General features: G+C 46.3%; 12 protein-coding genes and 1 rRNA gene. 10 read left to right on the plus strand and 3 right to left on the minus strand.

Features of this window, described 5'->3' with window-relative positions:
- Positions 1-153 precede the first annotated feature (153 nt).
- From HPT30_RS01790 to HPT30_RS01835, 10 genes are all read left to right on the plus strand, one after another.
- On the plus strand, positions 154-342 hold the full coding sequence (locus HPT30_RS01790) for a mersacidin family lantibiotic (protein WP_175369819.1): 189 nt from the start codon (positions 154-156) through the stop codon (positions 340-342).
- Between the two features lie 40 nt (positions 343-382).
- Entirely contained in the window at positions 383-619 is a 237-nt protein-coding gene (locus tag HPT30_RS01795; RefSeq protein WP_175369820.1) for a mersacidin family lantibiotic, read from the plus strand.
- A gap of 285 nt (positions 620-904) precedes the next feature.
- Complete coding sequence (locus tag HPT30_RS01800) at positions 905-1,894, plus strand: site-2 protease family protein (RefSeq protein WP_175369821.1); 990 nt, start codon at positions 905-907, stop codon at positions 1,892-1,894.
- Between the two features lie 101 nt (positions 1,895-1,995).
- Positions 1,996-5,268, plus strand: coding sequence for a type 2 lanthipeptide synthetase LanM family protein (locus tag HPT30_RS01805; protein WP_175369822.1), 3,273 nt, complete (start codon positions 1,996-1,998; stop codon positions 5,266-5,268).
- Positions 5,269-5,394: 126 nt separating this feature from the next.
- Positions 5,395-6,123 carry a nitroreductase family protein gene (locus HPT30_RS01810; RefSeq protein WP_175369823.1) on the plus strand — a complete coding sequence of 243 codons (729 nt, stop codon included), beginning with the start codon at positions 5,395-5,397 and terminating at the stop codon, positions 6,121-6,123.
- A 1-nt stretch (position 6,124) separates the two neighbouring features.
- Positions 6,125-6,313 (plus strand): DUF4177 domain-containing protein, encoded by a 189-nt coding sequence (locus tag HPT30_RS01815; protein ID WP_175369824.1) that lies wholly within the window; start codon positions 6,125-6,127, stop codon positions 6,311-6,313.
- A gap of 233 nt (positions 6,314-6,546) precedes the next feature.
- A complete protein-coding gene (locus HPT30_RS01820) occupies positions 6,547-7,464 on the plus strand; it encodes a polyprenyl synthetase family protein (RefSeq protein WP_175369825.1) in 918 nt (305 codons plus the stop codon).
- A 144-nt stretch (positions 7,465-7,608) separates the two neighbouring features.
- On the plus strand, positions 7,609-7,782 hold the full coding sequence (gene comX / locus HPT30_RS01825; protein WP_175369826.1) for a competence pheromone ComX: 174 nt from the start codon (positions 7,609-7,611) through the stop codon (positions 7,780-7,782).
- Positions 7,783-7,811: 29 nt separating this feature from the next.
- Positions 7,812-10,193: a sensor histidine kinase gene (locus HPT30_RS01830; RefSeq protein ID WP_175369827.1), complete on the plus strand. Its 2,382-nt coding sequence runs from the start codon at positions 7,812-7,814 to the stop codon at positions 10,191-10,193.
- Positions 10,171-10,830, plus strand: coding sequence for a response regulator (locus tag HPT30_RS01835; RefSeq protein WP_175369828.1), 660 nt, complete (start codon positions 10,171-10,173; stop codon positions 10,828-10,830). Before HPT30_RS01830 ends, HPT30_RS01835 begins: the two co-directional genes overlap by 23 nt.
- A 252-nt stretch (positions 10,831-11,082) precedes the next feature.
- On the opposite strand, the gene HPT30_RS01840 is transcribed toward HPT30_RS01835, so the two are convergent.
- The 3 genes from HPT30_RS01840 to rrf form a co-directional block, all read right to left on the minus strand.
- Positions 11,083-13,221 carry a DNA topoisomerase III gene (locus HPT30_RS01840; RefSeq protein ID WP_175369829.1) on the minus strand — a complete coding sequence of 713 codons (2,139 nt, stop codon included), beginning with the start codon at positions 13,219-13,221 and terminating at the stop codon, positions 11,083-11,085.
- A gap of 168 nt (positions 13,222-13,389) precedes the next feature.
- On the minus strand, positions 13,390-14,145 hold the full coding sequence (locus HPT30_RS01845; protein WP_175369830.1) for an acyl-[acyl-carrier-protein] thioesterase: 756 nt from the start codon (positions 14,143-14,145) through the stop codon (positions 13,390-13,392).
- Positions 14,146-14,395: 250 nt separating this feature from the next.
- Positions 14,396-14,512 (minus strand): 5S ribosomal RNA (rrf, locus tag HPT30_RS01850).
- Between the last annotated feature and the right edge of the window lie 2 nt (positions 14,513-14,514).

The raw sequence follows: 14,514 nt of genomic DNA on the forward strand, positions 1-14,514 counted from the left end.
TAGGATTACCACAAATCTATGGCGGGCATCTTTTGCGGAAAGCGCAATCTTTATTTTGTAAAATACTGCAAGTTTGCGTAGTGCACAGTTTTCTAAAACAAAAGTAAGATTAGAAACGTAGAAAGCAAACTCAAACAAAAGGAGGTTAAACCCATGAATCGTAAAGCTGCTCTTCGCTCGCTGGATATGGAAAATCCGGCAGGATCCCCCTTGGTAGAATTAGGTGATAACGAGTTGATGCGCATCCACGGTGGAGCCGATGTTCAGCCTGAGACTACACCAGTGTGCGGATTCTTTGTAGGGGTTGGTATTGGAGTTATTCTTTCTGTTGTAAAGTGCTAAATTCAACCATTAAAAAATATAACAATTGGAGGATTATATAATGAAAAGAGAAGATGTCTTGGCTGCTTTCGAAAATCTCCACCCTGCCGGTGAAGCTCTGGTAGAACTTAGCCATTCCGAATTATCCCGCGTATATGGCGGAGCCGATGTACAGCCAGAGACAACACCAATTTGTGCCATTGCGGGAACCGTTGCTGCATCCTCTGCAACCTGCGCTGCTGTAGGCGGCGGTATCGTTGTAGGTGTAACGATCGTTTTGACTATTAAAAGCTGCTAGAATAACAAACACCAAGTTAAATAGGCCCTTCAAAGTGTACAGTCGAATTCGGCTGTACACTTTGTATTTCCTTCGCCTAACATATTGTATATTATGGAATATATAGTTCGGATTTTCCTGATCGAGAATGTATTATTTCGGTAATCCGGTCTACTACATATCAAGAAAGCTGGTGACACCATGAATGTGAAAAGACTACTTACACCTCTCCCGTTCCTCCTTTTGTTGTCCCTGTTGTGTATTCTGACAACCCTCCTAATTCCATCCACCGTCCGGGCGGTTTCCTTGATCGGCATTATTTTCTCAGTGTTCCTACTTGCCGTTCTTGTTCATGAATCTGGTCATTTACTCGTAGGTCTAGGGGCAGGATTGCATCCTAAGGAAATGATCGTTGGGCCGTTCCGCCTCCTCTTCACCAGACATTCTCTGAGCCTACGTCCCAACCATAGCTGGCTGCATTTTGGCGGAACGATGCGCTTTGCCCCAGGCAACGACAATCTGGAGAAAATGGCCTTCAAATGGTCCTTGATGTCCTTGGGCGGACCCATTGCCAGTCTGCTCACCGCCCTGCTAATTTTGATCTTCCCCCACTTTTGGTCCTTCTGGACGGAGTCACTCATGGGAATCAGCATTGCCCTTGGAGCGGCAACATTAATTCCCTTATCCAACGGGCCCAGCCATTCCGACGGCCAGCTGTTTCTGCTCCTACACAAGAAATCAGACCGTGCCAAGCTGTTGATGGCCGGAGTTATTTTACAAAAGGATTATCTGTCCGAACGCCGTCCATCGGAATGGAACCCTGGAATTATTACAGCTACCGTTAGGCTACTAGAAAGCTTACCGGAACGAACACAGGAACAACTTGCCGAAGAGACGGAACTGCGAATGTATCTTTATTGTCATTTTGCGGATAAGGAACAACCTGATCAGGCACTCAAGTATATCCGTCCCATCATCTTGACTCAACATCCTTCCGCTTCTATCTCAGCCAGTCGTATTATGATTGACAGTTCCTATGCCAGCCATCTTCTATTGCATCCTTTATACGGTGCTCAATCCCGTCAAGAGGCTGAAGTGCTAGTAAAGTCATTATCGAAGAGGGAGCCCTACAGCTATCATAAAGCCTGGGCAGCTATGCTTTCTGTACAAGGTAAAAAAACAGAGGCCGCGGAGCATCTGCACCAAGCCAAGTTACTGCTAGATCGCTGGTTCAAGCCGTTTGGGACTTACCGTCTGGAGCAAACCATTTTATCGGAAATTGAAAACCGCCTGTAGCGCAGCTGCCTCTCTAACCCTTGTAAATATGCCTTTTTGCGAAGTACCGACCGAGAACTGATGGTGCTAGCATTAAGGCATTAAGAATTTTGGGAGGAATAATGATGCCGTCGCTAATCAACAATTTTGTCATGGCCAAGCTTGACATCCGGGATGCCGCATCCCTTTTTATGAAGGAGCGAGAAGCCTTGTTGGGCCTCCAATTCAAGAGCATAGATCAGGGAACCCAAACTGGCGAGATCGAGCGGTGGAGGAAAAACACACTACTGTTGGACGACAGCAGATTTCGCAGCAGACTTGCTGCGGATCATTGGGCTGAAGAGAAGTTCGGAGAAATAATTACTGCCGAGATTGATCCCGAACAATTCCCTGCTATCCTGCCGAAAGATTGTCCCCACGATTGGTTTGGTCTCCCGGAACTTGCTGAAGCGCTACGGTTGAACCGTGCCATTCCCCTTCAGGGGCCTGTATCTCTGAAACTTGTCTCTGCCTTCCGTCCATTCTTGCTCTGGGCTGCGCAGAAATGGGACAAGCAAATCCATGAGCTTAGCGACATCGAACAATTTGTAAATACAGATTCCGTGAGAGAAAAATTGCTGAGTGAGCTGGCCGACTGTCTGCTACAATGCGGAGCTCGAACACTGGTCCTTGAGCTGCATGTGGCCAAAAAACTGGGGGAACTGAAGGGAAAAACTCCGGAGGAGAGATTTCATAGCTTCGTAAAACAAAAAATACATGATACGGACGGACTGGAATTTATTTATAGAGAATACCCTATGCTTGCCCGGATACTGATGATCCGTACTTGTTTTATCGTCGAAGCAGTACTTGAAGCAGTTACCCGCTTCAAATACGACCACGCTGAGATCATAACCGCTCTGGCATTGCCTCAAGATAAAAGTAGGCTGGAATCCTTTTCTGCCGGAATGGGCGATGCGCACCAACAAGGACGTTCCGTTATGCGCCTGCGCCTGGAATCCGGGGCGGAGCTAATGTACAAACCAAAGCCGCTCGGGGTTTCCCTTCACTTTAGCAAGCTTCTGGACTGGATGAACCTGAAGGGCTTTACCCCTTCCTTTCAGCCGCTCCTCGTCCTTGATAAAGATACTTACGGATGGGAGGAATATATTACTGCAGGAAGCTGCGAGACTTCAGCAGAGGTAGCGCGCTTTTATCAACGTCTGGGAGGATTACTGGCTGTTTTGTACAGTACACGTGGTACCGATTTTCATATGGAAAATGTGATCGCCAGAGGAGAACATCCGGTACCTATTGATTTGGAAACTTTATTCCACAATAATCCAGCACTAGATTTCCCGGATACTGCTGATGTTGAAGCAAAGAAAAAAATTGTTGATTCCGTAATTGGCACCGGACTGTTACCGCTCCTGCTGTATCAGAATGAAGAGGGCTTTGGAGTCGAAATGAGCGGTATAGGTGGAGCTGGTGAGCAGCAACTGCCTTTCCCCATACTGCAAGTTGAGAATGACGATACCGATGCAATGCGGTTTGTTCGCAAAGCAAGTAATTCCGGTTCCTCCAACAACAGACCTATGCTTGATGGAAAGGATACCCTTGCCAGCGACTTTGTAGATGACATTGTGTTCGGTTTCCGCCAAGCCTGTTCAATTCTCCGCCTGAATCTGACGCAGCTGCTGGACGAATCTGACGGACCACTAGCTTCTTTTAGACAAGACACGATCCGAATTATTCTCAGACCTACACAATTCTATGCTAACTTTCTGATGGAGACCAGCCATCCCAATTACACTAAGGACGCCCTTGAACGGGAAAAGCTTCTCGACCGCCTCTGGTATACCGTTCTAGATGAACGCGCAATTTCTTCAGAGCGGGAAGACCTGCTGTATGGGGATATTCCTTATTTTACTACAACACCTGCATCCCGCGATCTCTTCGACAGCCGCGGCAAGAGGATCATCGATTTTTTCCCTGAAACCAGCTTTGATCTAGCCGTACAGCGTCTCATCACATTGGATGAGAAAGAAGAGGAGCGTCAGACTCACTGGATTATATCCTCTATTCTCGGTTCAGCTGAATGGAATACCTCCGGACAGAAATGCTGTAATGCTGGTAGCTCTCCCTGCGTTGTTAAGTCCGCCGGGGATGATTCACCTGCGCATAAGAACACTATTGTTGAAATCAATACGCAAGAATATATTAAGCATGCTGCCGAAATTGGCGACTACCTGCTGGAACAGGCAATCTATAACAAGAATCGTTCCGATGCAACATGGATCGGTGTGGGAATGAACTATCGCGGACAATGGAATGTATCTGCGATGAAAGGCGGCTTGTATGACGGGACTGCTGGACCGGCTTTATTCCTTGCATACCTCGGAATGGTTACAGGAGAACAGGCCTACTCAGACACTGCTCGTCTTGCTTTGCAGACTTCCCTGGCCTCACTTCCCTTTCATGCGAATTTCAGTTCTGCCTTTTATGGCCAGGCATCCATTCTTTACACATTGTCACATTTCATCAGTCTTGGAGCTGCCGAAGCTTCGTGGAGAGAGATCCAACGTAATCTAGTAGATCATTTAGGTACAATTGTAGGCAATGATCATTGTTATGATCTGCTTGGCGGCGCTGCCGGTGTTATTCCCGTACTGCTTCAAGTTTATAAACAGTTCGGAAACGAACAAGCGTTGGCCGTCGCCATAGACTATGGAAAGCATCTTCTGTCCCATGCAATTCCTGCTTCAGGCGGTACAGCATGGCCCTCACTTTTAGCCACACGCAAGCCACTGGCTGGCTTCGGCCATGGATCGGCTGGAATTGCTATGGCCCTACAGCTTCTCTGGGAAGAATCGGGTATAGCTCAATTTAACAAATATGCGGAAAGCACCCTTGCCTTTGAGCGCGTTCTTTTCTCCCCTGAGCACAGTAATTGGGCTGACCTGCGCAAAGATGACCCTGCAGTCTATCAATCTAACTACTGGTGTCATGGCTCGGCAGGGATCGGCTTGGGCAGACTCCTTATGTACAATACACAGGGTATAAATAAGCCGATATTGCATGCCGAAATTCTAGCAGCCACCGAAGCAACTTTGAACCACGGAATCGGGGCCAGTCACTGTCTGTGTCATGGAGATATGGGGAACAGTGAACTACTGCTCCAATCCAGCATAATTTTGGGACGCCCGGAGGATGCCAGCAAGGCTCATCTTCTGGCAAGCCGGATGATAAGCGAGAAAAAAGAGCTTGGTGTGTACCGGACCGGGATTCCCCGCGGGTTAAGAACACCTGGACTCTTCCTCGGATATTCAGGTATCGGTTATCAGCTGTTAAGGCTGGCTGACCATGAGCGTATTCCCTCCGTACTCTCACTTGAGATCTCCACCGGAGTACGATAATTCCAGTGGGACAATCATATTGTGCATATGATTGCGAGAGGTCACTTTCGATGTGATGCTCACATTTATGGACTATGATTATCGTAATATCCGGGAAGAATTCAATCAAAAAAGGATGTGTAATATGTGAATGGAAGATATAATCTTCAAAAAAGTCGCCCTAATTTGGACAAAGAGTGGACGGCATTGCTATATCACGACAATTCCAAGAGACAATCCCAGGTTGAGTCATTAATTCAAGCTCGAATGAAGATGCTGAGAAAACTATTGACTCAGATGAACGTACAGGATACAAGTATAAATTGTTATTTCCGCTCTGCTGCACCCGGTCTGCAAGACAGAGAGCTTCAGAAACATTCATATCTCATAAGCCTGATCCATAGTCTTACGGAACTTCAAGAGCAAACTGGATCATATAATGGGGATAATTCATCGAAGACACCGAATGACAACAAGCTAGACAGTCTGAGTATGTTTATACTTTGGAGAAACGGGCGTTGCGGTTATGAACTATTCTACTGCAATCCTGTAAAGCTGGTAGCTCAAAAATTAAAAAATGAGGATCTCAATATATGGAGCGAACTGTTTCCTTCCTACTCACTACAGGAATCGGCTACAGGTGCAGTATTCGTAACGGCTAACACTTCTAGTCATTTGCTTGGAGAACGGGGGTGCCGACTCAGTTTGTTGGAGAGTGGCCGATTAACAGAACGGCTGTCGCTTTGTATGCACAAGCTTGGATGGACGATTCAGCTATCAACCACGTTTTTCGACCTTCCTGTCAGTAATCTTCTGGAGATTGACGGACAATATGAGGAGGTATGTTCTTGCCTAATTATTAAGGAGGTAGGCTAAAGTGTATGAATATCAATTTGTAAAAATAGAATTCAAAAAGGTCTTTCCAGAAGAGTATCATGAAATTATCCATAAATATGCCCGTGAAGGATGGAAGCTCTTCCAAATCATCACTCCAAACACATATAGTCTTGAAGCAGCATCTTTCGGGGAGCTAATTTTTGAGCGCACAACTGCCGTACATCACTGAACTAATATTGCCTGATTTTATCTCACTGCTTGCTAAACGGACCTGGTCGCTGACCTGGTCCGTTTATTCTATTCATTAGGAATTAATATACAGGGTATAAATTCAAAAGAAGGGATTTATTGAATATTTATAGAATAATCATATCATTCAAAAATTGCTTGGCGTCACGTCATTGTTGTACGTCTACTCGATGCAGTAATAAGAGGATCATCATAATTTGAGGGGGCAATATTGTGGAAAGTTTTATGCAAAACATAAAGCAAGAGCTTAAGGATACTCTGAGGGCTTATTTTATCGTACCTCATTTATATGAGCAGGGGATGGCCTGTGTAGAGGAAAAGCTACGGGAATCCATGCTCTTCAGCCGAATGACAGTTCTTCATTATCGTGCCTTTTGGGGAACAGGAAACGAAATTTATCGTCCAGCAGCAGCCATAGAACTGATGATTCTGAGTCTGGATATTATAGATGATCTCCAGGACAAAGATAATAAAGCGATGCTGTGGAACCAGCTAAGTCCGGAGATTGCACTGAATATTGCACTCGGACTATTGACGCTGTCCCAACAAATGCTAATGACCAGTGATTTTGCCCCAGATCGTCTTGTTGCGGCTGTACGGCTAATGAACGAGCAAGTTCTCTCAGCCATTAATGGTCAGACGACAGACTTACTGAATGATATCAGTAGTGAAGAAGATTACATACAAATGGTTAAGCAGAAATCTGCAGGCTTGCTGGTGACTGCTTGCCTGATTGGAACACTGCTTGCAACGGGGGAATACAACAGTGAGGTTAGAGAATATGCAGAGCAACTAGGAATTGCAGCCCAGATCAAGAATGATATTCATGACTTAGTGGATTGGGAGAATAAGAGTGATTTCTGGAACCGTAAAAAAACACTGCCCACGCTCTACCTGATTCACTCCCTAACGGAGGAGCAGAAGTGGATCTCGGATTACTTCGAGGAACGGCTGTCGTTGGAAGAAGTGGTTCATCGCAGAGAAGAGATTCAGAGAATTATAGAACAGTCAGGAACGATTCTATATACTTCAGTGCGGATGAGGACCCATTATTACAATTATCTAGATTTAGTAGAAAGTATGGTGATTTCTGCAAACTGGAAAAAACAAATCCTTGCGATGGCGGATTAGCCTCACGGCAACCGCAATGGACCGCAAAACACCGCAAACAATTATGCGGGGACTAGCAGTGTCATTGTCGTTTCCAGCAGTAACTACACCTGTTATATTGAATTCGAGAGGCATCTCTTAAAATTCGATTGGAGGGAATATTTTATGTTAAAGGAATTAATTCAATCATTAATGGCAGATCCGAGCTCATGGACTCTTCTGAAAAATGGACAGCTTCAATTGGCAGGAATCAGCGAAGTTGAACATAGAGCATTGATAGATGTTTTAGGTAGCAGTGAGGACAAGAACCAACCTATGAGGGCGACATATTGGTTCTGATGCCATAAAAGAGTTTGGAGGCAACGATTTTGGTAAAAATTTCAAAGATAGCGTTATTCTCTATAATGGTCACTCTCCTGACAGCTTACTTATCCTACAGTATTCTCGAACACAGGATGATTGGCACGGATGTTAAAAAGGATCCCTCAGGAAAAATTGTCGCAGTAAGCACCCCTGTCGGATATTGGGGATACGGACGTATTCTAGCGGGCGACATCATTGAGGAAATTGATGGCGAACCCCCGGAGGCCTTTTACTCAGTTAAGAATTATAATGTTATAGAGAAAGCGTCTATCATAAAGTTAATTCGTAACCAGCCAGATATCCCCTCTCAGAAGATTACGATTATTGTAGATAAGGGGGTTTCATCAGAGAATTTGCTGCTGGAGTTTATACTGCCATTATCTGCAGTAATAGTGTTTGCTGGGTTTTCGATAGTGGTCTATCACCGAAAGTGGGAGGATAAAGCCGCGATCTATCTGATTCTCTTCTTCCTGTCAACAGGATTGGCTTATTTAAGCTCCTCCTCTTCAGGAAGAGCAGATCCACTGGGGAAGCTAGCATTTAATGCAACATTTGCGCTCGCACCTGTATTTTTTTTACAGTTTCTTCATCAGTATTTGATTCGCTATCATGAACGCTTGGTTCCAAGACGGCTGTTTGTTGTCTTGTATTGGATTGTCGGAGTCATTATTCTCCTGGGAAATATAAGAGCACTGACAGCCCATAATCTTCATTTTTTCGGAAAATCGCCTCCAGTTCTTTTCTTTTTTATTATCTTAAATCTTTATATTATGTATAAAATCATAAAGAAATTCGCAGTACACCGTCGTGATTCGCTGAGAAACTTATTCAAATTAACCTTGATCGCACACATGCTAGGCTTCCTACCATTTATCCTATTGTTTGGCGTACCACGGTTATTCGGTATAACGTTAGTTGCTCCACAGATTGCGTCTGTTTTCTTATTCACGATTCCAGCAGTTTATTTGTACATGTTCATCACCCGAAAGTTATTCGATATCGACTTTGTCCTAAATCGAATTCTGTACTACGCCATTCTCTCCTTCATTCCAACTTTGCTGATTACTACCTTTGGTATATCCATAATGAACCATCATAATTATTCCTGGGTGAAGTGGGTACAACTTTTTATGGTGGTGTATTTAATGCTTACTTTGTTTTTATTAAGCAAGGAATACATTGATTTTCGCTTTAGGCCGAATTTCAACAAGAATTTGTACACCTTTGAAGAAAGTCTGCATAATTTCTCCGGCCGGATATCGCGTGTCATGAAAAGAGCGGATTTGGAACGGGTGCTGGAGCAAGAAATTCTATCTATATTATCGGTTGAAAAAATAATTTTCCTGGATTTCGAAAATGAGGAGTCTCCCTCCTCCCATCACCAGCATCCAAGTTCAGAAGAAATCACCTCTTCTGTGATATCAGCCATTCAAAGTGCCATACATAAGCTAGAAGTTGGGAAAACCATTGCCCTTCCAAACGGGATATGCGTGGTCATGGGTCGAAAAGGATCTATTTTCCATTTACTTTGGCTAGATGATAAGGTGAACAAGAGCAAGTATAATCTGGACGAACTGGATTGGTTGAAGACCTTGGCCAATTACAGTGCTATTGTCTATGAGAATCTATATTTGATTGAGAGCTTACTTGAGGATCTGGAACTGGAATTCCAGAAGCCCAGGGAGACCTCTTCCTGGGCGATGCGTCTGATCTTCAATCTCTCAGAGACGGAACGGCGCCGGCTGGCAGCTGATCTGCACGATTCGGCGCTGCAGGATCAGTTAATCTGGTACCGCAAGCTTGAAGCCATAATGCTGGATCATAATCTACCGACGGGGCTACAGCAGGAACTGGAGGACGTCCGGGAAGGATTGCTGGATGTGATTCACCAGATTCGTGAGACCTGCAATGAGATGAGGCCCCCCCTACTCAAGGAGTTGGGGATTGTTGAGGCATTAGGTCAGTTATTTGAGCAGGCCCAGGTCCGATCGAACTATAAAATAGATTTTCAGGTGCAGGGCCATATTTCTGAAATGAATGATGAAAAGACATTAACTCTGTTTCGTATTGTTCAAGAGCTGTTGCGCAATGCCAATAAACACGCCAAAGCCTCTGTTGTTAGGATTAGACTGGAGCAGCAGGAGGAGGCAATCGAGCTGGTCTATAAAGATAATGGTATTGGAATGGACTTCACTACATTGAACGACTCTTACCAACATATGGGTCTGTCCGGGATTCAGGAAAGGGTACGCAGTCTAGAGGGGGATATTTCCTTATACTCGATTATCGGTGAAGGACTGGAGGTTCATATCGCACTGCCACTAGAGCCGGCAATTATTGCGAGAGAGGGCGAGAATAAATTAGATGATAAAGATCTTGTTGGTTGATGACCATCCTTCGGTTGGGGAAGGTACCAAGAATATGTTAGAGCAGGATGCAGAAATGCAGGTTACAGTGATACTCTCAGCGATGGAAGCGTTGGAACTGGTCGAGAAGGAGAGCTTTGATGTTATGCTGTTTGATTTGAATATGCCGGTAATCAGTGGCCTTGAGTTGACCAAAAGAATCATCGTCACCTTACCGGACAGTCGGGTGCTGATCTACACAGGTTATGAGATCAGCCCCAACTTCAATCTGTTGATCGAATCCGGAGTATCAGGTTTTGTGAGCAAAACGGCTACCCGTGAGCAGCTTCTCAATGCCATACGCTGCGTCCTTCGAGGCGAAGCGGTGATACCAGTTTCGCTACTACGGCAGCTTCGACGCAGGGAAATTCGTTTGAATGAAGCCAGGGAAGAAAAAGCTCTCTCAGAAGTGTCTATTAACGAGCGTGAACAGGAAATCCTACAAGAGGTTGCTAATGGAAACAGCAATAAGGATATCGCAGCTAAGCTGCTGATGAGCCAGCGGACAGTAGAATATAATCTCACACGCATTTTTGAGAAACTGGGGGTTCATTCCCGGGTCGAGGCAGTCATTGAAGCCAAACGCCTCAAGCTTATCAATTCCCATAGTTTTATCTGAGACACTTTCAAATAAACATAGAGAACAACAGATTTACTTCTCATCCATTGGTTTTATTCAACATGCTTGTCTTCCGCTGGAATCTTTCCGTCTTCTGCTATAGACACTTGCCTATTGACTGCCCTTATTCCCCTCCAGCAGCAGCTTACAGCAATAGACCGAGGTTCGAACCCTCTCTCCGCTGCTGTGTTGATGTACTGATGTTGGGGATAAGTCAGACATCTTCAGTTCCCTTCGCTCTCGTTTTCCGCTTTAGTCACTCCCCTTCTTTCCTTCCATTGCAGCCTTTAACAGCTCACCCAGGTTTGAACCGATGCTCTCCTGCTTGCTGTACTGCTGCACCAGCTTTTGCTGCTCACGCTTGTTGACATGCTTGTGGTCTTTATCCATCGTCTCCGTGATGCCACAGCCCAGGCACTGTACATACAGTCCTGCCTTACCTTCTTTCAGTTCCATTTTCTTATGGCACTGTGGACAGCGGCGATTGGATAGGCGCTTCTCTCCCGAACGGGTGTAGCCACAGCTATCTGCCGGACAGATCAGCATCTTGCCCCGTTTACTTTTCTTCTCCAGAAGTCTTGTTCCGCATTCCGGGCAATGACTGTTCGAGACGTTATGCGGTTTATATTCCGCTACGCTTGTCTTCACGCCAGATACAAGCTCCTGTGCCATGCTGCGGATTCCCTGCAGGAATGGCTCGGGACGGCCTTGGCCGCGGGCGATCTTCTCCAGCTCCGCTTCCCAGCGGGCGGTGAGATCCGGGGTGCGCAGCTGTGGCGACACCAGCCCGATGAGCTGCTTTCCTTTTCCGGTCGGATGCAGCTGATTCCCTTGACGCTCGATCGTATCCGAGCTGACCAGCTTCTCGATAATGTCGGCGCGTGTGGCTGGGGTGCCCAGCCCGTGCTTCTCCATTTGCGTCAGCAGCGACGCCTCCGTATAGCGTTTCGGCGGCTGAGTTCGTCCGGCTTTGACCATGCAGCGCCGGACCCTAACCGTCTCGCCCTCGCGCAGCTCGGGGAGCTTCACACCGCTTGCGGCTGGTTCATCCGCCGCATTCTCATCCTCGTCGTCGTTACTCATATCTCCGCCGTAAACCTCGCGCCATCCGGCATCTTTTACCGTGGTGCCTTTGACGTGGAAGCTCTCGCCCTCCACCTGTACAGTCACCGCTACAGCATCGTAGCGAGCCGGTGGATAGAATAGGCTAATGAAGCGCCGTACGATCAGGTCGTACAGCTTCCGTTCCTCCGTGCTTAATCCGTTAAGCAGCACCGTCTGCTCCGTAGGAATAATTGCATGGTGATCGCTCACCTTGCTATCATCCACAATCCGCTTTGTGATTGGCAGCGGTTTGCGCAGCAGCGGGCGGGCCAGTGTCGCATATGGCCCGACAGCCACACTATCCAGACGCTCCTTCAACGTTCCCGTCATATCTGAAGAGAGGTAGCGGCTGTCCGTACGCGGATAAGTCACCAGCTTATGCTGCTCATATAGGCGCTGCAATACACTGGATGTCTGCTTCGCCGAGAAGCCGAACTTGCGGTTAGCATCGCGTTGCAGCTCCGTCAGGTCATAAGCGAGTGGATGCGGCTCGCTCTTTTCACTTTTTAGTACCTTCGTAATCCGTCCGTTCCGTCCGGTCAGCTTTTCGCTTAAGGCCTTTGTCTTATCCTTATCAAAAATCCGTCCATCTCCACCATTAGCCCGCCAGCCGGCCTGAAAATGCCCAAAATCCGCAGACAAGGTCTCAAAATCCTGCGAACGGAAGCTGGTAATTTCATTTTCCCGATCCATAATCATTCCAAGTGATGGTGTCTGCACCCGTCCCGCCGATAGTGGTGCGCCAAACTTGCAGGTCAATGCCCGCGTTACATTCAGCCCAATCATCCAGTCAGCTTCTGCCCGGCAGCGTGCCGATTCATATAACCGGTCAAAATCCTTACCTGGCCGCAGCGCAGCAAACCCTTCCTTGATCGCCTTATCCGTCTGCGAAGAGATCCAAAGGCGCCGGAACGGCTTTTTCCAACCAGCCATGTTCATAATCCAACGCGCTAACAGCTCCCCTTCACGCGCAGCATCAGTAGCAACGATCAGCTCCCCAACATCTTGCCGCTTCATCAGATGCTGTACCGCCTTGTACTGTTGGCTCGTCTCCCGCAGCACTTTCAGCTTCGCTTTCTCCGGCAGAATCGGCAGATCCTCCAAAGCCCAGGTCGCAAATTTATTGTTGTAATCCTCAGGCTCCGCCAGGCCAACCAAATGTCCCAACGCCCAGGTGACTATATATTTAGGTCCTTCTATATAACTCTTCTGCTTCTCCTTACATCCCATAACCCGCGCAATCTCCCGCGCCACAGACGGCTTTTCCGCCAATACCAGTACCTTCATAACTCTCTCCTTTCCATACAGAATAATTATAGCATTAAATGAAAGACAGCAAATAACGTCAGGACTGATTTATTGCAAAGGCATACATCTTTCTAATCTGCAAAGAACACATACCAATATCAGACTAGACCTCTCCATCTCATTTAAAAAAAGAGTACTAAATACAAACTATTTTTCTTCGCTTTCAAATATCAAACAAGCAGTGAATAAGATCGTATCTCCGGAATGCCCTTGCACATAGGTTTCACCAGTTTCCACCGAAGACCGGGTAATTGTTATCTCCTGTCCAAAGGTTGCCTCCTGCAAATAAGTAATTTTAAAACGTTTAATCGTTCTTCCATCCCATTCGTCCAAAGACAGCGCATCACAACATAAATCGCCGTATCTGGCATTGTTCAAATGCCCATTATTGTCTAGTCCGCTGTATCTTACCTGATAACGATAAGCTTCCTGCATAAGCAGCTCCTCAGGGATCTCCACTTTGCTCGGTATCTCTCCTACTGAATCAGCTACATAGTGCTCCACTGGAACTGGTAGTGCTGAAGGCCGGAGAATTTTGCGTTTTTCGATATCAACCAGAGCCCAAATGGAGCGCGCGCTCGCGATCTCATTGTCACTACTATCAAAAATTCGGTAATCCCGCTGCCACAAAGCGCCTTTGGTTCCCTTGCTCCAGGTTCGAATAGATAGCAAGTCATTCTGCCGTGGCATAGATCGAAAATCAATATCGAGGGTGATTAGCATCCAGGCCATCCCTGCTTCCAGCAACTTCTCCAAACTAACTCCTAGCCCGCTTACCGCAGAATCTGCTGCACGCTGCATCATATCCAGGATAAAGGACAATTTAGCATTGGAACGATAATCCGTATCGCTAGCATGCACAACCTGATTCTCTATCCACACAAGTTTATTAGAGTTATCCATAGGTATCCTTCTTTCATATAAAATATCTATCGGTTTTGTAGGCAGTATCCACATATCCCACTGCCTATCCACATAATCTGGGGAGTACTCACCTAAAAAGCACTTAAAAACCCTTATCCACATGTGGGTAACTTTAAATAGTTTACACTTTTCCTGTATTTACCCACAAACTCTTCTGTGATTTTTTCTGTAAATTGAATCTTTAGACAACAAAAAAGCCCTTGCTGAGTTAATCAACAAGGACTTATGTGCTTGGCGGCGTCCTACTCTCCCAGGACCCTTCGGTCCAAGTACCATCGGCGCTGGAGGGCTTAACGGTCGTGTTCGGGATGGGTACGCGTGGAACCCCTCCGCCATCGCCACCAAACA

Origin of the sequence: Paenibacillus agri, assembly GCF_013359945.1 — a bacterium.
In the GTDB taxonomy this organism is placed as follows: Bacteria; Bacillota; Bacilli; order Paenibacillales; family Paenibacillaceae; genus Paenibacillus_AQ; species Paenibacillus_AQ agri.